Raw genomic sequence first — 20,685 nt, 5'->3', positions numbered from 1 at the left:
CAACCACTGAGGAGGGACACAATGCTCTCGTTATCGCAGATGCTGGGGAATGTGTCCGAGGCTCACGTCCAGTCCCCTGAGGACTGGGCACGATCGCTCACCGTCGTCCTGCGGGACGCCGCCATCTACCACCAGGCCGGAAACGGCTTCTACCGTGCCCAGTGTGACGCGTTGGGAGTCGATCCCGCCGCGATCAAAGACATCAACGACCTGCAAGACCTGCCCCTGTTGCCGATCGGCATGTTTAAGCGTCCCGACGCGCAGGTGCTGCTCACCTGCTCCCTGGCCGACGTTGAGACCGAGACCAGCTCCAGCGGAACCCGCGGTGCCCCGTCCGTCGCCCTCCGCAACAGCGAGACAGTGACCCGGGCGCTGGTTGGCCTGATCGGGACCTACCGGGAGTTCTTCAGTCTGTCCGGGGGCGCGGGCCTTTTCTTGAACCCGTCGGACCCCGAATCCTCGGAGATGGGTCTGCTCAAGGATTTCAACATCCTGAACAGCGTCTTCGACGACCATGCATATCTCGTTGCCGACCAGGCGTTCGATGCCAAGGAGGCTCTGGAGCAACTCGGCCGGTGGAAGGGCCATATGACCCGGCACATTGTCTGTCCGCCGTTCCTCATCAGCCGGCTCCTCCGGTTCCTCGAGCAGGAGAATTTCAATATGCGGTTGGACCCGTACAGCATGATCATCACTCTCGGCGGTTGGAAGCGGCACACGGCCGAGGCAATCCCTGCCGAAGACTTACGGGAGCGGTGCCACGACCGGCTCGCCGTGCGCCCGGGGAACGTGCGCGACATGTACGGGATGATCGAGTCGAACATGCTCGCTGTCGAATGCCAGCTGCATCGCAAGCACGTCCCGCCGTGGTGCTACATCTCCATCCGGGACCCTGCCCAGATCGGCAAGGAGCTCGCTCCGGGGGGCACCGGCACCATCGCGGTACTGGACGCCCTCAACACCAGCTACCCCGGTTTCCTTCTCACCGACGATTTGGGCGACGTCGAGACCGGTACCTGCGGCTGCGGGAGAACCGGCCAGGTCGTCAACTTCCGCGGTCGGGGGCAGGGCGGCGGGCTGGGCCACTGCCCCGTCAGCATCGAGCGCTATCTGGGGTCGGAGGAGGATCGGTCGGGAAATTCACGCTAGCGGTTACGTGGTGTCGCCTCCACGTTGCATGGCGCGGTGACAGTGGAACGGGCCGTCATTTTCCTCTAAACCGTCTGCACGGACTGTCCCAAGTCGGCTATTCCGCTGGGGCTGCGGCCTGACGATGGTTCTCGGAAACGAAGGATTTCGAGAGCGTATCGAATCGAGTACCTCGGGACCTGCCGCCCTTGCAAGGCGATGTGACGTCCTGCCCAGAAAAACGGCGCGGCAAAATCACCTCGGTACGGTTCTTCTGGAAGTGTCGCTGGTCGACGGGACTCAAAGACTGGGGACGGACCCACGGTGAGCGCATGGATTTGCGCTACCCCGTAGGATACCCGCTCGCTGAGAATCTGATTTTGGCAACCAACCGCTTCACTTACTGCAGGTTGAGCCTCAGGAGCGGTAGTAGGTCATCGATGACGCTCGGGTCCTCGATGGTCGAGGGAACCGAGTAGGCCTTGCCGTCGGCGATCTGCCGCATGGTCTTGCGCAGGATCTTGCCGGAGCGGGTCTTGGGCAGCGCCTCGACGATGCGCACCTCCCGGAAGTCCGCCACCGGGCCGATCTCCCGGCGGACCATGGCCACAAGTTCGGCACCGAGTTGTTCCTCGCCGATGTCGGCGCCGCTCTTGAGCACCACGTAGCCGCACGGCCGCTGGCCCTTGAGGTCGTCGGCCACGCCGATGACGGCGCATTCGGCCACCGCGGGGTGCGCCCCGAGGACCTGTTCCATGGCGCCGGTGGACAGCCGGTGCCCGGAGACGTTGATGACGTCGTCGGTGCGGCCCATGACAAAGAGGTAGCCGTCCTCGTCCAGGTAACCGGAGTCCCCGGTGGTGTAGTAGCCGGGGAACGCCTGGAGGTAGGTGTCGATGAAGCGCTGGTCGTTGCCCCAGAGCGTGGCAAGGGTTCCCGGAGGCAGCGGCAGCTGGATGGCGATGTTGCCTTCCGTCCCTGCGGGGAGCGCCTCGCCGAAGCCGTCGAGGATTTCCACCCGGTAGCCGGGCACCGGGACCGTGGGAGACCCCGCCTTGCGTTCCAGCAGTTCCAGGCCCATCGGGTTGGCGGCGATCGGCCACCCGGTTTCGGTCTGCCACCAGTTATCCAGCACCGGGACGCCGAGCTTGTCGCACGCCCACTGGTAGGTGTCGGGGTCGAGGCGTTCGCCGGCGACAAAGAGGGCCTTGAGGCTTCCGGTGTCGTGCGCACCCAGCAGGTCGGCGTCGGGGTCTGCCTTGCGGATGGCGCGCAGGGCCGTGGGTGCGGTGAAGAGCACGTCGACCTGGTGGTCGTCGATGAGCCGCCAAAACGCACCGGCGTCGGGGGTCCCCACCGGCTTGCCCTCGTAGAGGACGGTGGTGGCGCCGGCGATCAGCGGCCCGTAGACGATGTAGGAATGCCCGACCACCCAACCCACGTCCGAGGCCGTGAGCATGGTGTCCCCGGGCCCGACGCCGTAGATGTTGCGCATCGACCAGTCCATGGCCACCGCGTAGCCGCCACTGTCGCGGACAACCCCCTTGGGCGCCCCCGTGGTGCCGGAGGTGTAGAGGATGTAGAGCGGGTGCGTCGAGGCGACGGGCACCGCACCGGCGGGTTGCGCGGCGGAGGCGAGCTCGTCCCAGTCGTGCCAGACGGTGTCGCCGCCGGAATACTCCGAGCGGTCGTGGGCAAAGCCGTCGCGGTGGGCCACGATCACCGTGGGCACGTGGTGGGAGGACTGTTCCATGGCCTCGGCTATGGCGGGCAGGTATTCCACGCGGCGGGCCGGCTCGATGCCGCCGGTCGCCGTCACGATCGCCTTGGGAGTGGCGTCGTCGATGCGCGCGGCCAGTTCCTTGGGGGCGAAGCCGCCGAAGACCACCGAGTGCACCGCGCCGATCCGGGCGCAGGCGAGCATGGCGATGTGCGCCTGCGGGATCATGGGCAGGTAGATGAGCACGCGGTCCCCCGGTTCCACCCCCTGCGAACGCAGCACGCCGGCGAACGTCGCGACCTGTTCGAGAAGTTCGGAGTAGCTGAAGCGCCGCTGGATGCCCAGGACCGCGGAATCGTAGACCAGGGCGGTGGTCTCCCCGTGCCCGGCGAGTACGTGGCGGTCCAGTGCGTTGAAGGACACGTTGAGCATGCCGTCGGGGTACCAGGCGTAGATCGGCGCCCGGGAGTCGTCGATGGCGCGCGTGGGTGCCTTGTCCCAGGCCAGGGTTGCGGCCGCGTCGAGCCAAAAGCGCTCCGGATCGCGGCCGGATGCGGCATAGGTTTCGGCGTACGTCGCTGACATGGGAACCCCTTCGTTCTGCATTCGTGCAATGAAGTCTTGCTGCGTCGAGCATATGACCCGCACCACGGGATTTCAACAGGTGTGTATACATTTCACGTAAAAACGGCATCAAATTTGCTGAATAGCGTGACAATGTGCGATTTTTGTATACACTGATTCCATGAGGGCAAGCGACAAGGCCTACGAGGCACTGCGAACGGACATCGTCGAATGGCGGTTGCGTCCCGGCGCCGTCCTCGGCGAGGTCGAACAGGCCGAACGGCTGGGAGTCTCCCGCACACCGCTGCGCGAGGCCCTGGCCCGGCTCACCGCCGACGGGCTGGCCGTGCAGCAGCGCGGCCGCGGCGTGGTGGTCTCCGATGTCTCGCACGAACACGTCGATGACCTGTTTGCGCTGCGCCGGGCCCTGGAGGTCGAATCGGCACGCATCGCCGCACGCCGCGCAGACCCCCAGGCCTTCCGGTCGCTGCGTGAGCGGTTCATCGAGGCCGGACGTTCGAACGACTCCGGCTCCCGCGAGGCCTACTACCAGCTGGCCGGCGAGCTGGACCGAAGCATCGACGAGGCGGTCAACAACCCCTACATCGAGCAGTCGCTCCGTTCGCTGCGCGTGCACCTGGCCCGCGTGCGCCGGCTGGCCCAGGACGACCCCGAACGCCTGGCGATGTCGGCCCTGGAGCATGCGGCGATCGCCGAGGCCATCGCGGCACGGAACCCCGAGGTGGCCGCGGCCGCAACGCAGCTGCACCTGCACCACAGCCTTGAACACATCAAAACCCATGCCGGACCCCGAGAGGACACCGAATGATCAACCACCCCGTACGCGTGTACAAGAGTGAAGAAAACCTTGCCCGCGAGGACCAGCTGGCCCACAAGATCGCGACGGTCGCCGCCGATCCGGTGGAGGTCACCGCCGAGGTCACCGAGATGATCATCAACCGCATCATCGACAACGCCTCGGTGGCCGTTGCCTCGCTGAACCGCGGCCCGATCATCGCCGCCCGCGCGCAGGCGCTGACCCACGCGCCGTCCACCGGCGGGGCCGGGGCCTCGGTCTTCGGGATTCCCCAGAAGGTCTCTCCCGAGTGGGCGGCCTGGGCCAACGGCGTGGCCGTGCGCGAACTCGACTACCACGACACCTTCCTGGCGGCCGAGTACTCCCACCCGGGCGACAACATCCCGCCGATCCTGGCCGTGGCACAGCACACCGGCGCCAGCGGCAAGGACCTGATCCGCGGCATCGCCACCGGCTACGAGATCCAGGTCGACCTGGTCAAGGCGATCTGCCTGCACAAGCACAAGATCGACCACGTGGCGCACCTGGGCCCCTCGGCCGCGGCCGGCATCGGCACCCTGCTGGGCCTGGACGTGGAAACCATCTTCCAGGCCGTCGGCCAGGGCCTGCACACCACCACCGCCACCCGCCAGTCGCGCAAGGGCGAGATCTCCACCTGGAAGGCCCACGCACCGGCCTTCGCCGGCAAGATGGCCGTCGAGGCCGCGGACCGCGCCATGCGCGGCCAGACCTCCCCGGTGCCGATCTACGAGGGCGAGGACGGCGTCATCGCCTGGATGCTCGACGGCAAGGACGCCGCCTACACCGTGCCGCTCCCGGAGAAAGGGGAGGCCAAGCGCGCGATCCTGGACACCTACACCAAGGAGCACTCGGCCGAGTACCAGGCGCAGGCCTGGATCGACCTGGCCCGCAAGCTGCACCGCGAACACCCCGAGGCCACGGACCCCAAGAACGTCGCCTCCGTGCTGATCAAGACCAGCCACCACACCCACTACGTGATCGGCTCCGGCGCCAACGACCCGCAGAAGTACGACCCGACCGCCTCGCGCGAGACCCTGGACCACTCGATCCCGTACATCTTCACCGTCGCCCTGCAGGACGGCTCCTGGCACCACGTCGACTCCTACGCCCCCGAACGCGCCGGACGTGCGGACACCGTGGAGCTGTGGAACAAGGTCACCACCGAGGAAGACGCCGAGTGGACCCGCCGCTACCACTCGCTGGACATCAGCGAGAAGGCCTTCGGCGGCACGGTGGTCATCACCCTGCACGACGGCACCGTCATCACCGACCAGATCGCCGTGGCCGACGCGCACCCGCTCGGCGCCCGCCCGTTCGCCCGCGAGCAGTACATCAACAAGTTCCGCACCCTCGCCGCCGGCCTGGTCGAGGAAGACGAGATCGACCGCTTCATCGCCGCCGCCGAGAACCTGGAGAAGCTGGGCGCCGGTGAGCTGGATGCGCTGAACATCGTGGCGGCCCCGGGCGTCATCGACCTCGCCGCCGCCCCCAAGGGACTGTTCTAATGCTGTACTCGACCATCACCCCGGAGCAAAAGCGCGGTGCCCTGCGCGAGATGCTCACACCGGGTGCCGCCCGCCAGTTCCCGGGGGCCTTCAACCCGCTCTCGGCGCGGCTGATCGGCGAAAAGGGCTTCGACGGGGTCTACATCTCCGGCGCCGTGCTGGCCAACGACCTGGGCCTGCCGGACATCGGGCTGACCACGCTCACCGAGGTCGCGACCCGGGCCGGGCAGATCGCCCGGATGACCGACCTGCCCTCGCTGGTGGATGCGGACACCGGGTTCGGCGAGCCGATGAACGTGGCGCGCACCATCCAGGAACTCGAGCATGCCGGCCTGGCCGGCTGCCACATCGAGGACCAGTTCAACCCGAAGCGCTGCGGGCACCTGGACGGCAAGAACGTCGTGGACCTGGACACCATGGTCAAGCGCATCGCCGCGGCCGCCGACGCGCGCCGGGATGCGAACTTCCTGATCATGGCCCGCACCGACGTGCGCGCCGTGGAGGGACTGGACGCGGCGATCAACCGGGCCAAGGCCCTGGTCGACGCCGGCGCGGATGCGATCTTCCCGGAGGCCATGAAGGACATCGGCGAGTTCGAGGCCGTCTGCAACGCGGTCGACGTCCCGGTGCTGGCCAACATGACCGAATTCGGCAAGTCCGCGCTCTTCACCCGCCGGCAGCTGGCGGACGCGGGTGTTGCCATGGTGATTTACCCGGTGACACTATTGCGTAGTGCGATGGGTGAAGCCGAACGCACCCTCGACGCCATCAAGGCAGACGGCACCCAGGAAGCCCGGGTCGATTCGATGCTGACCCGCGCACGCCTGTACGAGCTGGTCGACTACGAGGCATACAACCGCTTCGACAACGGCATCTTCAACTTCCAGGTCCCGGACCTGGACATCGATTCAAACAACGCGAATCTGTAGGAATCAGGAGCGAAGTGATTACCGAAACTGAGATCAAGAAGGGCCTGGCCGGGGTCGTCGTCGACTACACGGCCGTGTCCAAGGTCAACCCCGACACCAACTCGTTGCTCTACCGCGGCTACCCGGTCCAGGACCTGGCCGCTTCCAAGAGCTTCGAAGAGGTGGCGCTGCTTTTGTGGAACGGCGAGCTGCCGACCCAGGTCGAACTCACCGAGTTCATCGCCGCCGAGCGCGCCGGACGCGCCCTGGACGCCCGCGTCAAGGCCGCCATCGACCTGCTGCCGCTGGACTGCCACCCGATGGACGTGGGACGCACCGCCGTCTCGGTCATCGGCGCGAACCACGCGCTGGCCAACGACTCCTCCCGCGAGGCCGAGCTGGTCAAGGCCAAGGAACTCTTTGCGGCCTTCCCGGCGGTGGTCGCCTACGACCAGCGCCGCCGCCGCGGCCTGGGAGTCGTCGAACCGCGCGAGGACCTGGACTACTCGCAGAACTTCCTCTGGATGACCTTCGGCGAGGAAGCGGCACCCGCGGTCGTCGACGCGTTCCGCGTCTCGATGGTCCTGTACGCAGAGCACTCCTTCAACGCCTCGACCTTCACCGCGCGCGTGATCACCTCCACGCTCTCGGACCTGCACTCGGCCGTCACCGGCGCCATCGGCGCCCTCAAGGGCCCGCTGCACGGCGGGGCCAACGAGGCCGTCATGCACACCTTCCACGAGATCGGGATCGACAAGGACGAATCCCGCGAGGACGCCGCGGCCCGCGCCAAGGCATGGATGGAAGAGGCGCTGGCGGCCAAGAAGAAGGTCATGGGCTTCGGGCACCGCGTCTACAAGCACGGCGATTCCCGGGTGCCGACCATGAAGGCCGCACTGGACCGCATGATCGAGCACTACGGCCGCCACGAAATGCTCGGCCTCTACGACGGCCTCGAGGCCGCCATGGACGAGGCCAAGGCCATCAAGCCGAACCTCGACTACCCGGCCGGCCCGACGTACCACCTGATGGGCTTCGACACCGAGATGTTCACCCCGATCTTCATTGCCTCGCGCATTACGGGTTGGACGGCACACATCATGGAACAGCGCGCCTCAAATGCGCTGATCCGCCCGCTCTCGGCATACAACGGCCCGGAACAACGCTCCTTCTAACCGGGAGCCAGACAACGACAAGAGGTGTGCGGCCATGTGGCTGCACACCTCTTGTCGTAGGCTTCCGAGTGTTCCTGAATCGGTCAACGGCTTTGGGTTCTCAACCCGCCAGCAGCTTGGCCTTGATGGAAGCGAACTCCGCATCGGTGATTTGCCCCCGCGCATGAAGGGCCGCCAGCAGTGCCAGGTCTTGGACCAACGAGCGCGAAGCCGTGTTCACCTGTGCTGCTGCCGCATGACCCCGGTGCTTCCTTGCCCGGCGTTCGGGACGTTGCCGCGCATTTCCCTTGTGTGCGATCGCACCGGTCACCCAGAGCATCAGGGCCAGAACCGCCGTCACCAAACCGGCCGCATTCAAGAGCGGGGCATCCGCGACACCCATCAGGGAGAGCCCGCCGAAGATCACCACGACAGGCGCCACGGCACGTGCCACCCGGAGCGTGTTCTTGCCAAGGTTTGCCGGCAATCGGAATACAACCTGGTCCTCGGGAATCGCATGTTGGTTCATACCCCGAGGATACGAGCCCGGCATGCCGAAGACCAGTGTAGATCCGTTGACCCCAGCAGGAGGCCAAGGACCCACATGTCCCGTTCGGATCGGCGTGCAGGTCGTATCCGCCGCGCCGGGCTACCCGACGTGGTCGAAGTTCAAGAGCGAGGCAACCTTCTTGGCATCGGCGTACTCCGGCGACTTCAGGTAGGCGTTCCGTTCGGACTGGTCCTTGAACCCCATGGGACCTACCCATTCGGTAAGCATCAGGGTGCGATCCTTCCTGTCGACGCCGATTCGCACGTTGCACGCCTTGCCGGTGGCGGGCAAGGAGACCGGGAACAAACCCACCCAGGAATGCTCGCCCCCTTCGGCCGTCGTCTTGGTGATCAGCGCCAATTTGAGCGGTCCCGAATCCGCCATGACCCCGCTCGGCGATTCGCCGTCGAGCCTGTAGGTGGTCTCGGGGTCGGAACAAGCGGTGGGCTCGAATATCGATCCCTTTTTCACACTGCTCAGTCCGAAAACCTGTTTTCCCCGGGAATCGAACGCTTGCAAGTCATATCTTGCGGCTTCCGTCAGCTCGGTCCCCTTCTCCTCGGCAATGGGGTTGCCGTTTTCATCGGACATCGATTCCTTAAACTCCCAGTTCGGGTAGGTGAACGAAACCAGCCTGTTCCCGTACTCGATGAAATCGGTGGACGCTGTTTTCCCCATCCACGAAGGGACATTCGGGCCCATCAGTTTGGTGCTGTCCTCAGGCTTGATTCCCATATCACTTAGCTGGCCCGCCATGATTCGCGCGGCGGATTCTGGGTTTCCCTGGGCTCGCAGCTGCGGCCAGGTGAACATCTCATGCTCGGATCCCACGGTTGCGGGCACTTCGATGGACCAGGCATCGTCCTTCCAGCGTGCCACCAGGATCCCCTCGGGCAGGGTTCCGGGTGCGGCGGACCTGTCGCTGGCCATGTCGGAAGTCATGATGGTGGCCACCCCCTTCCGGCAACCGATGACGGGGTGGGCCGCCGGCCCTCCGGGCAGCGTGCCGAGGATCCCCGCCGAGGTCCGCACGACGAGCCTGGAAACATCAAGGGCATTGCAGGCCGTCGAGTCCTCGAAAAACACGTTCTGGTGCGCTGGGACCAAGAAGTTGGGAAGCCCGTAGTCGGTTTGCGGCCGGTACGAGTCGTCGATTGATGCACTTCCCGAGGGATCCGGCGACGGGTCGACCGGCAATGTTGTCGTGGGCGCCGCGGGGACGGTGACCGGCGGGGCGTTCCAGGGCGACCATACGATGATTCCCGCGGTGACGGCTACGACCGCCGTTCCGGCAGCGAAGATCCGCCACCCGTTGGCCTGGCTGGCGCGTTTGATCGGCCACGGGCTCTGGGTGAAGATGGGGACGGGGTCTTGCAGCTGGAGCGGTCCGGGCCCCCCGGCATTTTCCTGCTTGGCAGGATCGGCACCGGAGATGAGCTTTTCGATGTTGTCCATTAGTTGCTGCCACCCTTCAACATGCTCGTTGGTGCCTTGCGGGCAAATGCTTTGCGGGCCCGGAAGAGCCGGGACTTGGCGGACTCGAGAGAGCATGCCAGCACAGCAGCAAGCTCCGTGGTCGAGAGCCCGTCCCAATATGCCAGCATGAGGACCTCGCGGTCTTTCCCTCGAAGGTTTTCGAGTACCGCTTGGACTTGCTCACCCAACGGGGAGCCGTTCTCTCTCAGTGCAGTGACGTGCTGGTCTGTGACCTTGAGGGCCAGTTTTCGTTCCCGGCCAAGAGACCGGATTTCATTGCTGACGAGATGTCTGGCCGTCACCAAGAGCCACGGCAACGCCTCGGGCCCCACGGGAATCGCGCGTTGCCAGGCTAGGCGAAAGGCGTCGTTGGTGATTTGCCGGGCAGCTTCAATATCCAGGATCCGGCGATACGCATACCTGTAGACGTTCTGCGCATACAACCTGTGCAGTTCTTCCACATCCAATTCGGTGCGTGCTTCCACTGGCCCCTCCCCCGGGTCAAGGCCTGCGGTCTACCGGCCTTCTACTGTGTAATGTCCGGAAAATCCGCATTGGTTGCAGGTTGACTTGGAATTTTGTTCTCGGGCCAATCTACCTTGGAAAATCGGGCAACGGATTCGTTGTCTTCGGCCAAGACGACTTGCGCGTCGAATCGTTCCCCGGCAAGCAGCAGGCCCAGCCACAGGGCCGAGTCGTCCCACATTTTTTCCAACGGCAAATGCCCCACTGGGTACCACGCAGGTTCGAGCTCGTCGGTTGCCTCGGCCATCCCGGAGAATTTCCGGGTAACAAAAACGGTGCAATCCATGTCAGCTAAGGGTGCAAAGGGGAAGCGGAAATAGACCCGGGCGGCGGGTTCCAGTGCTTCCAGTTCAGCGATGACGGAGGTTTCTTCGCGCAATTCCCGGACGGCTGCTTCGGCAGGGGTCTCCCCCGGATCGATCTTCCCTCCGGGTGCAACGACCCTTCCGGCGCCGAATCCGTGCCGCTTCAGGCCCAAGAGGACTTGGGTACCGTTGAGCCCCCGCAAGACGGGAAGGCAGAGCACGACCTGGGTCGGGTTCGAAGGATCCGTGGTGCCCATGTGGTGCATGCCCTAACTATGAGCGCGCGGGTGTGCCGCGGCGTAGACTTCGCGCAGCGTGTCGGCAGTGACCAGTGTGTAGACCTGTGTGGTGGTCACCGAGGCGTGGCCGAGGAGTTCCTGGACCACACGCACGTCCGCGCCGCCCTCAAGCAGGTGGGTGGCAAAGGAATGCCGCATGGTGTGCGGGGAAACATCCTGTTCAATGCCCGCACGTTCCGCGGCCTTGGTCAGCACCGTCCACGCCGACTGGCGTGAAAGCCTGCCTCCGCGCTGGTTGAGGAACAACGCCGCGGTTCCCTTGCCCTTGCCGACCAGTTCGGGCCGTCCGCGCACCAGGTAGGCGTTAAGTGCATCAAGTGCGTAGGAGCCCAACGGAACGATCCGTTCCTTGGATCCCTTGCCAAAAAGCCGGACCACGGCGGGACCTTGTGCCGGACGCTCCAAGTGCAGGTCGTCCACGTCGAGCCCGACGGCCTCGGAAATGCGTGCGCCGGTGGAATAGAGGAATTCGAGGATCGCACGGTCCCGCAGACCCGCGGACGTATCGATCGAAACCGATTCGATGATGGCCGCGACCTGGTCGACACTGATCGCCTTGGGCAGCCGCCGCCCGGTGGTCGGCGGGTGCAGGTCGACCGCCGGGTTGGTGAGGGTCAGCCCTTCGAGTTCCCAGAACTTGTGGACACCACGCACGGCAACGATGGTCCGCGCAGCGGAGCGTGCGCTCAAGGGCGCGGCGCCGTCTGCTCCGTCACGCACGGCTTGGGCGAAGTTCGTCAGGTGCTGCAATGTCACCTCACCCGGGCCCGTCAGACCTTGCGCATGCAAAAAGAGCGCATAGCGGAACAGATCCCGGCGGTAGGCGCTCACGGTGTTCTTGGCCATACCGCGCTCAATGGCCAGGTGCTGAAGGTAGGTCGCCAGGTGCTTGCCGATGGGCAGAGTAGCCGGATCCGGGCCCGGTGTCGGAACCGGGTCCGGGATTGTTTCCAGGCGCTGGGTCGCGTCGACGGCAGTTAGCCTGATTGTTTCGTCCGGCGACGCTACGGGGAGCGAAACCGTCCGGGAGATCGTTTCCAACCGTAGGGTCGCGTCATCGGTACCGATGGTCATTGGATCGCGACCTTAGAGCTTGGGATCGGCGGAACGCAGCCGCGGGTGGGCTTCAAACGGCGTGTCAACCGGGCGCAACGAGGCGAAGCCATCATTGCGGGCCGCCCCTGCAGCTAGAAGTCCGGCCACGGCAGAAGGGTTGTGGATCTTGCCGGCGAGAACCGCGCCGATTGCATCGTCAAGCGGGACCCAGCGGATTTCCATGTCCGATTCTTCATCGGTACGTTCGTGGCGTTCGTCTTCAGGAACGGGCACGGGATTGCGCGCGAGGAAGATGCGGATGGCCTCGGAGGAGGAACCCGGGGAAAGGAACAGATCAACGAGCACCGACCAGTCGGTGGCCACGAGGTCTGCTTCTTCGGCCAGTTCGCGGGCCGCGGCAAGGTGCGGAGCCTCGCCCTCGATGTCCATGAGACCCGCGGGGATCTCCCAAAGCTTCATGCGCACGGGGTGCCGATACTGATTGATCATCAGCACCTCATTGGCCTCGTTGAGGACCAGTACGGCCACGGCACCCGGGTGGGCAATGAAGTCACGGACCAACGGAGCCATGTCGGGCGCATACTCAAATGTTTCCTGCACAACATCCCAGATTCGTCCGTCATAGACAGTCTCGGAGTTAAGCAGGCGGCGAGGGCTGAACGAATCGCTCAGCACCTCGCCGTCTGTTTTTGCCATGGTGTTACTTGCCAGCGTTCTGGTGATCCAGAGCAGCCTTTACCAGCCCGGCGAAGAGCGGGTGCGGGCGGGTCGGGCGGCTGGAGAGTTCCGGGTGGGCCTGGGTGGAAACGTAGTACGGGTGTACTTCGCGTGGGAGTTCCACGAATTCCACGAGCTTGCCGTCCGGGGACGTACCGGAGAAGACCAAGCCGGCTTCGGCGATCTGCGCACGGTAGGCATTGTTGACCTCGTAGCGGTGGCGGTGGCGCTCGGCCACTGCGGTCGTGCCGTAGGTCTCCGCGACAACGGAACCCTCGGTGAGGGTGGCGTCGTAGAGGCCCAGGCGCATGGTGCCGCCAAGGTCGCCCTTGCCGTCAACGATGGCCAGCTGCTCTTCCATGGTCGCGATGACCGGGTGCTTGGTGTCCGGTTCGAATTCGGTCGAGGACGCGTCGGCCAGGCCGACAACGTTGCGAGCGTATTCGATGACCATCGACTGCAGGCCCAGGCACAGGCCCAGGGTCGGCATGCCGTGTTCGCGGGCGAACTTCAGCGCGCCGAGCTTGCCTTCGAGGCCGCGGATGCCGAAGCCGCCGGGAACGCAGATGGCGTCAACGCCGGCAAGTGCCTTCTTGGCTCCCGCTTCGGTCTGGCAGTCGTCGGAAGGTACCCAACGGATCTGGACCTTGGTCTTGTTGGCGAAGCCGCCTGCACGCAGGGCTTCGGTCACCGAAAGGTAGGCGTCCGGCAGGTCGATGTACTTGCCGACCAACGCGATTTCCACGTGGTGCTTCGGGTTGTGAACGGCGTCGAGAAGCTTGTTCCACTTCGACCAGTTCACATCCTTGAACTTCATACCCAGGTGCTGAACGATGTATGCGTCCAGTCCCTGCGAGTGGATGACAACCGGGATGTCGTAGATGCTCGGCGCATCGGCGCAGTTGATGACCGCCTCCGGGTCAACGTCGCAGGTCTTGCCGAGCTTGATGCGCATTTCGGCCGGGATCTCGCGGTCCGAACGGATCACGAGGGCGTCAGGCTGAATGCCGATGGAGCGCAACGCAGCAACGGAGTGCTGGGTCGGCTTGGTCTTCAGTTCCTGGCTTGGGCCGATGTACGGAACCAGGGATACGTGCACGAAGAAGACGTTTCCGCGGCCGATGTCCTGACGGATCTGGCGTGCGGATTCGAGGAACGGCTGGGATTCGATGTCGCCGACGGTTCCACCGATTTCGGTGATGATTACGTCGGGGGCCTTCTTGCCCTTGCCCGGCTCGATGGCGGGCAGGCGCATGCGGCGCTTGATCTCATCGGTGATGTGCGGGATGACCTGCACGGTATCGCCAAGGTAGTCGCCGCGGCGTTCCTTTTCGATGACCTCGGAGTAGACCTGACCGGTGGTCACGTTGGCCATGCCGGTGAGGTTTTCGTCCAGGAAGCGCTCGTAGTGACCGATGTCGAGGTCGGTTTCGGCGCCATCATCGGTGACAAAGACTTCACCGTGCTGGAAGGGGTTCATTGTGCCCGGATCAACATTGAGATACGGGTCTAGTTTCTGCATCGTGACAGAAAGGCCACGTGCCCGAAGAAGGTGACCGAGGCTGGAAGCCGTCAGTCCCTTACCAAGGGACGAGGCCACACCGCCGGTGACGAAGATATGCTTTGTCGTTTCAGACGACCGGGAATCAGGGGAAAGATTACGCTGCACCACGGGGTTCTACCCTATCACCTTTTCGTTGTTGGCTTATTGGGATTGACTCTACATGCTCGCCGGTTGGGGCGGGCGGAAAAACGTACTTAGGAGAGCGAGCTAACCAATTCCTGCGCGTCGCTCAGCAGCTCCTCGGCATGGGCCTGGGCGGTGCTGGAATCTTCCTGCCCCGCCAACATCCGCGCCAACTCGCGCACCCGCTCATTGTCATCAAGCAGAACGACGTCGCTGGCGGTGAATCCCGCGCCGTCGGCGGCGGCCGCGTTGGAAGATTTGATGACCCGGATGTGCCGGTCCGCGTAGGCCGCAACCTGAGGCAGGTGGGTGACAACTATCACCTGCACATGCTTGGCAAGCATGGCCAGCCGCTTGCCAATCTCGACAGCGGCCTTTCCGCCGACGCCGGCGTCGACTTCGTCGAAGACGAAGGTCGGCACGGGGTCGACAGCGGCCAGCACGACCTCGATGGCCAGCATGACGCGTGAGAGCTCGCCGCCCGAGGCGCCCTTGCCCAGGGGGCGGGGCGTGGAGCCGGCGTGGGGCTGGAGCAGCATGGAGATGGCGTCCCGGCCAAAGCGGTTCGGTTCACCGAGCGATTCGATCTCCACGACAAACTTGGCATCCGGCATGGCGAGTGCGGCAAGTTCGGCGGTCACGCGCGCGGAAAGGTCCTTGGCGGCCTTGGCACGCAGTTTGCTGAGCTTGTCGGCCAGCACCCCGACCTCTGCCTTGAGCGCCTCGGTCTCCGCCTGCAGGGCCTCGATGCGTCCGTCGTCGCCCTGGATCTCGGCCAGGCGGATGCGTGCCGCATCCGCCCAGGCAATGACCTCGTCCACGCTGGGCGCGTACTTGCGGATGAGCCTGTTCAGGTCCGCACGGCGTTCCTCCAAGGCGGCCAAGCGCTCCGGCCCCTCGGAATCCAGGTCCGAAAGGTATGCCGCAAGGTCGGTTGACGCCTCGGCGGCGAGGATCCCGATTTCGCTGAGGCGTTCGGCCAGCGCCTTCATCTCCGGGTCGTCGCCCGCCACCTGGTCAAGCGCGTGCTTGGCCGTTTCCACGAGCGTAATGACGCTGACGGCATCGTAGGCATCGCTGTTCAGCGACTCGTGCGCCAGGTTTGCAGAGCTGCGCAGCGCCTCGACGTTGGAGAGCTTGAGGGATTCGTTCTTGAGGTTGGCGTCCTCGGCCGGCTGCGGATCAACCGCGTCGATTTCCTCGAGGGCCACCTGCAGGGACTCTGCTTCCCGGATGCGTTCGCGCGAGGCCGCGGTGAGCGTCTCGAGCTCGCTGTTGGCCTGGCCCCAGCGGTCGAAGACGTCCTGGTAGGAGGCCAGGACCTTGCCCAGCGGCGAACCTGCGAACTTGTCCAACGAGGCCCGTTGCGTGGCGGCACCCTTGAGTCGCATCTGGTCGGTTTGGCCATGGATGGCGATGAGGTCCTCGCCGAGTTCCACCAGTACACCCACCGGTGCGGCACGCCCGCCGATCGAGGCGCGGCTGCGCCCCTCCGCGGACAGCGTTCGGGTGATGATCAGTTCGGCCTCGTTGTCGAAGCGCTCAACGATGGCTCCGGCCTCTTCGGCCCGGTCCAGCACCTTGCTCGTTGCGGGAAGCACCAACGTGGCGTCCGCAACCGCCTGCTTGGAACCGTGGCGCACGGCACCGGCGTCGGCACGACGGCCCAGCAGCAGCCCCAGTGCGGTGATGACCATGGTCTTGCCCGCGCCGGTTTCACCCGTGACGACGCTGTAGCCGGGCCCCAGCGGCAATGTTGCCTGGGAAATGACGCCCAGATCGCTTATTCGGATTTCCTGGATCACAGCTGCCTCCGGTGTTCCTTGCCTGTGGTTGTGTCCGCTTCCGGTTTTGGTCCGTGATGGCGTGGTTCAACAACCACGAGCGGCGGGGTGATGATCGGCAGGGCCGTGGTTGCGGTTTCCCGGTCCTTTGGTTCCACCGGTCCGCGCCAGCCCTGGATCGGAAGCTCGAACTTGTTGACCAGCCGTTCCGAGAACGGCGTTTGGTTCAGTCGTGCCAGCTTGACCGGCGTCCCGGACCGGGTGACCTCCACGCGGGCCCCCGGCGGCAGGTCGATGGTGCGCCGTCCGTCGCACCAGAGCACAGCCTGGGCGTCGGTGCGGGTCAGGATCTCGATGGCCAGCCTGGAGGTGGGTGCGACGACCAGCGGCTTGGCGAAGAGCGCGTGTGCGCTGATCGGGACCATCACCAGGGCTTCGACCTCCGGCCACACGACGGGGCCTCCGGCCGAGAAGGCGTAGGCGGTGGAGCCCGTGGGGGTGGCCATGACGACCCCGTCGCAGCCAAAGGTGCTCAGCGGGCGTCCGTCGACCTCCATGACCACTTCGATCATGCGTTCGCGGTTCGCCTTTTCGATGGCGGCCTCGTTCAGGGCCCAGGTATGGGCGATGCGGCGGTTGTCCAGCCACACCTGAACGTCGATGGCCATGCGCTCCTCGACGGTGTAACTGCGATCGGCCACGGCCTGCACGGTCTCTTGCAGGGCCGTGCGTTCGCTTTCGGCAAGGAAGCCGACGTGGCCGAGGTTGACGCCCAGCAAGGGGACTCCCGCGTTGCGGACCAGTTCGGCTGCACGCAGCACGCTGCCGTCGCCACCGAGGACCACTCCGAGGTCGATCGAGTCAAGGCTGGAGTCTTCGTCGAGGATCTCCACCTCGAGGAGCTCCCCCTCGACGGTGTTGCGTACTGCCTGCATTTCGAGCCGACGCATCACCGGGATCAAGCCGGATTCACGTAGCCGTGAACAGGTATCCACGGCCGCCAATAGCGCATCGTTTCGGCCGGTATGTGTGAGGACTAAGATCCTACGCATGCGTTCCTTTCCTCGGGTAACCGAAGGCCAGGGACATCAGGTCCGTGCCAACAAGTCTAAGAATAGTCAACGTCCGGCCAGGCGCCGGTGTCGACGCGGGATAGTGCGGAAGCTGTTACGTTGCGCTCGGCGTCCTTTTGCAGCCACAGGAAGAACTCGACGTTCCCGTCCTGGCCTGGCAGGGGGCTTCGGGCGAGGCCGTGGACCGAAAGCCCGGCCTCGTACCCGGAGGCGAGCACGGCGTCTACGGCCTTGCGCCGCTGGGTCGGGCTGTTCACGACGCCCGTTCGGGAAAGCTGTTCGCGGCCGATCTCGAATTGCGGCTTGACCATGAGCACCAGGTCGCCACCTGGAACGGTGGCTCCGGCCAGGGCCTTCATGACCAGGGTCAGGGAAATGAACGACAGGTCTGCGACGACCAGCTGCACCGTTCCCCCGATGTTTTCGGGATCGAGGTAGCGGACGTTCATGCCTTCGTGGACGTGGACGCGGGGGTCTGCACGCAGTTCGGGTACGAGTTGGTCATGTCCGACGTCCACGGCCTCGACGTGGTCGGCGCCGCGGCGCAGGAGCACGTCGGTGAAGCCGCCGGTCGAGGCGCCGGCGTCGAGGCAGCGTTTTCCGGCGACGGATACGCGGTCGAACACGGCAAGCGCGCCGGCGAGCTTGTGGCCGGCGCGGCTGACGAATTCCTCGCCCTCGGTTGCCTTGACCTTGATGGGCGTTGCCGCATCAACGATCTTGGCGGCCTTTGTCTGTGCCACTCCCCCGATCAACACCCGACCGTCGGCAATCAGGCGCGCGCCCTCGGTCCGTGACCGGGCAAGCCCGCGGGTGACTAGTTCTTGGTCGAGCCTGTTCACCATTGCTCCTGTGAGGTTGATCCGAGGTCTGCCGAAAGCCGGCCGTGGAGTTCTTCGTAGACGGCTAGGTGCTGTGCAACCGGCAGCCCCGCCAGGGAGTCCAGGACGTCCAGATCCGTGGTCGTGTCCGGATCGTCGCCGCCATGCGTCGCTTGTGGCGCGGCCGGGACCGGGCGCGCGAAAGCGCCGGGGTTTGGAGAGTTGTTGGTGCTCATCATCGGTTTCGAGCTTACGCCCTGCTGCCGACGGTTTGCGTAAAGACGGTCAGCGGCGAGGTCTCTTCGTCGACATGCGGATGGGCCAGCCACCAGGCGGCACAGGCGGCACGCCAGGCGTTGAGATCGTTTTCGTCCCCGTCGATGGTGATGGTTTCGCCGTTGACCGAGGCGAAGGCCTCGCCGCAGCGGATGCCGAATCCTGTGGCCTGGACCGTCGGGTAGGGAACATAGAGTTCGCCCAGGTCCCGGATCAGGAAGTCCGGGCGTTCGGCCGTCCGCGCAGCCAGCGCCGTGGCCGTGGTGTCGACGCCGGTCAGCACCAGCGCGGTGCTGTAGCCGGCGTTGTTTCCGCCCAGGATGTCGGTGTCGAGCCTGTCGCCCACCACGAGGGGGCGTGTTGCTTCAAAGTTTTCGGCCGCTCGCTGGAAAAGCAGCGGTTCGGGTTTGCCGGCCACGAATGGCTTGACATCGGTTGCGGCCTGCACGGCGGCAACGAGCATTCCGTTCCCGGGGGCGATGCCCTCGGCACGTGGAATGGTTTGGTCGGTGTTGGTGGCCACCCAGACGGCTCCGCGGTTGATCGCGAAGGCGGCCTCGGCCAGGTCCTTCCAGCCGATCGAAGGGTCGAATCCCTGGATGACGCCATGCGGGCCCTCAAGGTGGCTGGTGACCAGTTCCATGCCGAATGCGGTGACACAGTCACGCAGGTAGGAACTGCCGACCACGAGGATCTTGGATCCCCGCGGGAGCTTTTGTGCGAGGAGTTCGGCTCCCGCATCCGCCGAACCAAATACTTGGCCGGCGGATGCGGGGGCGCCCAGTTCACTCAGGTGCGCGGCAACGGCCTTCGGAGAGCGCGAGGCATTGTTGGTGACATAAGCCAACGCAACAGCATGCTCGCTCAATCCGTTCAGGGCCTCGATGGCCTTGGGTATTGCACCGTTGCCGGCGTAGACGACGCCGTCAAGATCGGAGAGCAGCGCGTCGAAACCTGAGATCAGCATGGGTGGATCGAATTCCTACTTTTCGTCGTTTTCGTCCTGGTCGATGACCGGGGAGGCACCGTTGACGTTGATGATGGTTTCGTCTTCGTCATCGAGCTCCGGGTTGGACTCGTCGGTCGACGATTCCAGCGACTCGGCATCGATTTCGGCGACCGCATCTTCGTCGGACACCGAAGTGGTTTCTTCCGATGCCTCGTCCTCGCGGGCTTCGGAACCAACGATGTCGCGGGCACGCGGGCGGCGTGCTTCGGTCTCGTCGTCTTCACCGAAGTCGATGATTTCCGGCTCTTCGAACTGTCCGGTGCCCAGGGCTTCCTCGGCGACGGCGACCTGGTTGCGCCAGGTTGCGGCTTCCTCGGTGCGTCCCACGTTTTCCAGTGCGTCGGCGTAGGCCGAGAACAGGCGCGGGCTGTAGCTGAAGGCGCGGTTGAGTTCCAGCTGCGGGATCTCAAGCTCGGCGACTGCTGCCTCGAGGTTGCCGAGATCGTTCTGGGCGCCCGAGGCAACCATTGCCATCTCGACCTTGCCGTTGGCGTCGAGGGTCTCGATGACGTCGCTGTGTGCGATTTCGAGGGCCTTCTCCGGACGGCCGATGCCGCGCTCGGAATCGGCGATCAGCGGAAGGTGCAGGTTGTTGCCGCTGATGCGGCGGTGCGTGCGGAATTCACGCAGTGCCTCGGCGAATTCGCCGGCCGCGTATGCGGCCAGGCCAACTGCCTCGCGAACGACGGCAACGCGGCCGCCACGGCGGCTGGCTGCAATGGTGTGCTCGTAGGCAAGCTGCGGGTTGATGTCGATCAAACGACCGGCCATGACCAGGTGCTTGGAGACCCACTCGTTGTTCGTGTCGTCCAGGTAGCGCAGTTCCGCACGGGTGATGCGGTCAAGTTCCTTACCCGTTACATCGGCGTCGATTTCCGGCGAACGGCCACGGTCCGGGCTGTTGGAGCTACGCAGGTCGGCCGGGTTGTGGTTGCGGCGTGCGTTCTCTTCGTCGCGCAGCGATTCGAGATCAGCGGTGCTGGCATCGGTACGAGGCTTGAATCCGCCACGGTCTTCGCGGGGCTTGAAGCCACCTTCGCGGCGGTCGTTGCCGCCACGGAATCCGCCACGGTCTTCGCGCGGCTTGAAGCCACCTTCGCGGCGGTCGCCACCCTGGAATCCACCGCGGTCTTCGCGGGGCTTGAAGCCACCTTCGCGGCGGTCGCCACCGGAGAATCCGCCACGGTCTTCGCGCGGCTTGAAGCCACCTTCGCGGCGGTCGCCACCGGAGAATCCACCGCGGTCTTCGCGGGGCTTGAAGCCACCTTCGCGGCGGTCGCCACCGGAGAA

General features: G+C 65.0%; 19 protein-coding genes. 5 read left to right on the top strand and 14 right to left on the bottom strand.

Going from position 1 to position 20,685, the window contains the following annotated elements; all coding sequences use genetic code 11:
• The first annotated feature begins 21 nt into the window (after positions 1–21).
• On the top strand, positions 22–1,149 hold the full coding sequence (locus tag ACFY5D_RS16375; RefSeq protein ID WP_387532150.1) for an acyl-protein synthetase: 1,128 nt from the start codon (positions 22–24) through the stop codon (positions 1,147–1,149).
• Between the two features lie 379 nt (positions 1,150–1,528).
• Here ACFY5D_RS16375 and ACFY5D_RS16370 read toward each other — a convergent pair whose 3' ends face one another.
• Positions 1,529–3,433, bottom strand: coding sequence for an AMP-binding protein (locus ACFY5D_RS16370; RefSeq protein ID WP_387532147.1), 1,905 nt, complete (start codon positions 3,431–3,433; stop codon positions 1,529–1,531).
• Positions 3,434–3,593: 160 nt separating this feature from the next.
• Between ACFY5D_RS16370 and ACFY5D_RS16365 the strand changes: the two genes are divergently transcribed.
• From ACFY5D_RS16365 to ACFY5D_RS16350, 4 genes are read left to right on the top strand one after another with little or no spacing between them, the layout of a single operon-like run.
• A complete protein-coding gene (locus ACFY5D_RS16365) occupies positions 3,594–4,241 on the top strand; it encodes a GntR family transcriptional regulator (RefSeq protein WP_387532144.1) in 648 nt (215 codons plus the stop codon).
• Positions 4,238–5,755, top strand: a complete 1,518-nt coding sequence (locus ACFY5D_RS16360; protein WP_387532141.1) for an MmgE/PrpD family protein — start codon at positions 4,238–4,240, stop codon at positions 5,753–5,755. Before ACFY5D_RS16365 ends, ACFY5D_RS16360 begins: the two co-directional genes overlap by 4 nt.
• On the top strand, positions 5,755–6,684 hold the full coding sequence (gene prpB, locus ACFY5D_RS16355; RefSeq protein ID WP_387532138.1) for a methylisocitrate lyase: 930 nt from the start codon (positions 5,755–5,757) through the stop codon (positions 6,682–6,684). Before ACFY5D_RS16360 ends, prpB begins: the two co-directional genes overlap by 1 nt.
• 17 nt (positions 6,685–6,701) lie before the next feature.
• Positions 6,702–7,838: a bifunctional 2-methylcitrate synthase/citrate synthase gene (locus ACFY5D_RS16350; RefSeq protein WP_387532893.1), complete on the top strand. Its 1,137-nt coding sequence runs from the start codon at positions 6,702–6,704 to the stop codon at positions 7,836–7,838.
• A gap of 100 nt (positions 7,839–7,938) precedes the next feature.
• Here ACFY5D_RS16350 and ACFY5D_RS16345 read toward each other — a convergent pair whose 3' ends face one another.
• The 13 genes from ACFY5D_RS16345 to ACFY5D_RS16285 form a co-directional block, all read right to left on the bottom strand.
• Complete coding sequence (locus ACFY5D_RS16345) at positions 7,939–8,346, bottom strand: SHOCT domain-containing protein (protein ID WP_387532135.1); 408 nt, start codon at positions 8,344–8,346, stop codon at positions 7,939–7,941.
• 120 nt (positions 8,347–8,466) lie between these two features.
• The gene (locus tag ACFY5D_RS16340; protein WP_387532132.1) at positions 8,467–9,822 is read right to left on the bottom strand and encodes a hypothetical protein; all 1,356 of its coding nucleotides are present in this window, start codon (positions 9,820–9,822) and stop codon (positions 8,467–8,469) included.
• Positions 9,822–10,328, bottom strand: coding sequence for an RNA polymerase sigma factor (locus ACFY5D_RS16335; RefSeq protein WP_387532129.1), 507 nt, complete (start codon positions 10,326–10,328; stop codon positions 9,822–9,824). The genes ACFY5D_RS16340 and ACFY5D_RS16335 overlap by 1 nt, the downstream gene beginning before the upstream one ends.
• Positions 10,329–10,369: 41 nt before the next feature.
• Positions 10,370–10,930, bottom strand: a complete 561-nt coding sequence (locus ACFY5D_RS16330) for an 8-oxo-dGTP diphosphatase (RefSeq protein ID WP_387532126.1) — start codon at positions 10,928–10,930, stop codon at positions 10,370–10,372.
• Between the two features lie 12 nt (positions 10,931–10,942).
• A complete protein-coding gene (gene xerD, locus ACFY5D_RS16325) occupies positions 10,943–12,046 on the bottom strand; it encodes a site-specific tyrosine recombinase XerD (RefSeq protein ID WP_387532123.1) in 1,104 nt (367 codons plus the stop codon).
• Between the two features lie 12 nt (positions 12,047–12,058).
• Positions 12,059–12,724 (bottom strand): NUDIX domain-containing protein, encoded by a 666-nt coding sequence (locus ACFY5D_RS16320; protein WP_387532120.1) that lies wholly within the window; start codon positions 12,722–12,724, stop codon positions 12,059–12,061.
• A 4-nt stretch (positions 12,725–12,728) separates the two neighbouring features.
• Complete coding sequence (locus ACFY5D_RS16315; protein WP_387532118.1) at positions 12,729–14,417, bottom strand: CTP synthase; 1,689 nt, start codon at positions 14,415–14,417, stop codon at positions 12,729–12,731.
• An 86-nt stretch (positions 14,418–14,503) separates the two neighbouring features.
• Positions 14,504–16,237, bottom strand: a complete 1,734-nt coding sequence (gene recN, locus ACFY5D_RS16310; protein ID WP_387532115.1) for a DNA repair protein RecN — start codon at positions 16,235–16,237, stop codon at positions 14,504–14,506.
• A complete protein-coding gene (locus ACFY5D_RS16305) occupies positions 16,234–17,268 on the bottom strand; it encodes an NAD kinase (RefSeq protein ID WP_387532113.1) in 1,035 nt (344 codons plus the stop codon). The genes recN and ACFY5D_RS16305 overlap by 4 nt, the downstream gene beginning before the upstream one ends.
• Positions 17,269–17,324: 56 nt before the next feature.
• Positions 17,325–18,134 (bottom strand): TlyA family RNA methyltransferase, encoded by an 810-nt coding sequence (locus tag ACFY5D_RS16300; RefSeq protein WP_387532110.1) that lies wholly within the window; start codon positions 18,132–18,134, stop codon positions 17,325–17,327.
• Positions 18,128–18,346, bottom strand: a complete 219-nt coding sequence (locus tag ACFY5D_RS16295; protein ID WP_387532107.1) for a hypothetical protein — start codon at positions 18,344–18,346, stop codon at positions 18,128–18,130. Before ACFY5D_RS16295 ends, ACFY5D_RS16300 begins: the two co-directional genes overlap by 7 nt.
• Positions 18,347–18,360: 14 nt before the next feature.
• Complete coding sequence (locus ACFY5D_RS16290; RefSeq protein WP_387532104.1) at positions 18,361–19,353, bottom strand: HAD-IIA family hydrolase; 993 nt, start codon at positions 19,351–19,353, stop codon at positions 18,361–18,363.
• 15 nt (positions 19,354–19,368) lie between these two features.
• Positions 19,369–20,685, bottom strand: a 1,317-nt coding sequence (locus ACFY5D_RS16285; protein WP_387532101.1) for a hypothetical protein, incomplete at its 5' end; no start/stop codon positions are given.

Source organism: Paeniglutamicibacter sp. NPDC012692 (assembly GCF_042901625.1).
In the GTDB taxonomy this organism is placed as follows: Bacteria; Actinomycetota; Actinomycetes; order Actinomycetales; family Micrococcaceae; genus Paeniglutamicibacter.
Note: the sequence above shows the minus strand (reverse complement) of the source record. Positions and strands in the feature narration are given on the sequence as shown.

Excerpts from the sequence above, each read along its gene's own strand:
- ACFY5D_RS16290 (WP_387532104.1), bottom strand. The coding sequence starts at position 19,353 with ATGCTGATCTCAGGTTTCGACGCGCTGCTCTCCGATCTTGACGGCGTC.
- ACFY5D_RS16320 (WP_387532120.1), bottom strand. The coding sequence starts at position 12,724 with ATGGCAAAAACAGACGGCGAGGTGCTGAGCGATTCGTTCAGCCCTCGC.
- ACFY5D_RS16365 (WP_387532144.1), top strand. The coding sequence starts at position 3,594 with ATGAGGGCAAGCGACAAGGCCTACGAGGCACTGCGAACGGACATCGTC.
- ACFY5D_RS16300 (WP_387532110.1), bottom strand. The coding sequence starts at position 18,134 with ATGGTGAACAGGCTCGACCAAGAACTAGTCACCCGCGGGCTTGCCCGG.
- ACFY5D_RS16375 (WP_387532150.1), top strand. The coding sequence starts at position 22 with ATGCTCTCGTTATCGCAGATGCTGGGGAATGTGTCCGAGGCTCACGTC.
- ACFY5D_RS16305 (WP_387532113.1), bottom strand. The coding sequence starts at position 17,268 with ATGCGTAGGATCTTAGTCCTCACACATACCGGCCGAAACGATGCGCTA.
- ACFY5D_RS16340 (WP_387532132.1), bottom strand. The coding sequence starts at position 9,822 with ATGGACAACATCGAAAAGCTCATCTCCGGTGCCGATCCTGCCAAGCAG.
- ACFY5D_RS16345 (WP_387532135.1), bottom strand. The coding sequence starts at position 8,346 with ATGAACCAACATGCGATTCCCGAGGACCAGGTTGTATTCCGATTGCCG.
- ACFY5D_RS16360 (WP_387532141.1), top strand. The coding sequence starts at position 4,238 with ATGATCAACCACCCCGTACGCGTGTACAAGAGTGAAGAAAACCTTGCC.
- xerD (WP_387532123.1), bottom strand. The coding sequence starts at position 12,046 with ATGACCATCGGTACCGATGACGCGACCCTACGGTTGGAAACGATCTCC.
- ACFY5D_RS16370 (WP_387532147.1), bottom strand. The coding sequence starts at position 3,433 with ATGTCAGCGACGTACGCCGAAACCTATGCCGCATCCGGCCGCGATCCG.
- prpB (WP_387532138.1), top strand. The coding sequence starts at position 5,755 with ATGCTGTACTCGACCATCACCCCGGAGCAAAAGCGCGGTGCCCTGCGC.
- ACFY5D_RS16295 (WP_387532107.1), bottom strand. The coding sequence starts at position 18,346 with ATGAGCACCAACAACTCTCCAAACCCCGGCGCTTTCGCGCGCCCGGTC.
- ACFY5D_RS16330 (WP_387532126.1), bottom strand. The coding sequence starts at position 10,930 with ATGGGCACCACGGATCCTTCGAACCCGACCCAGGTCGTGCTCTGCCTT.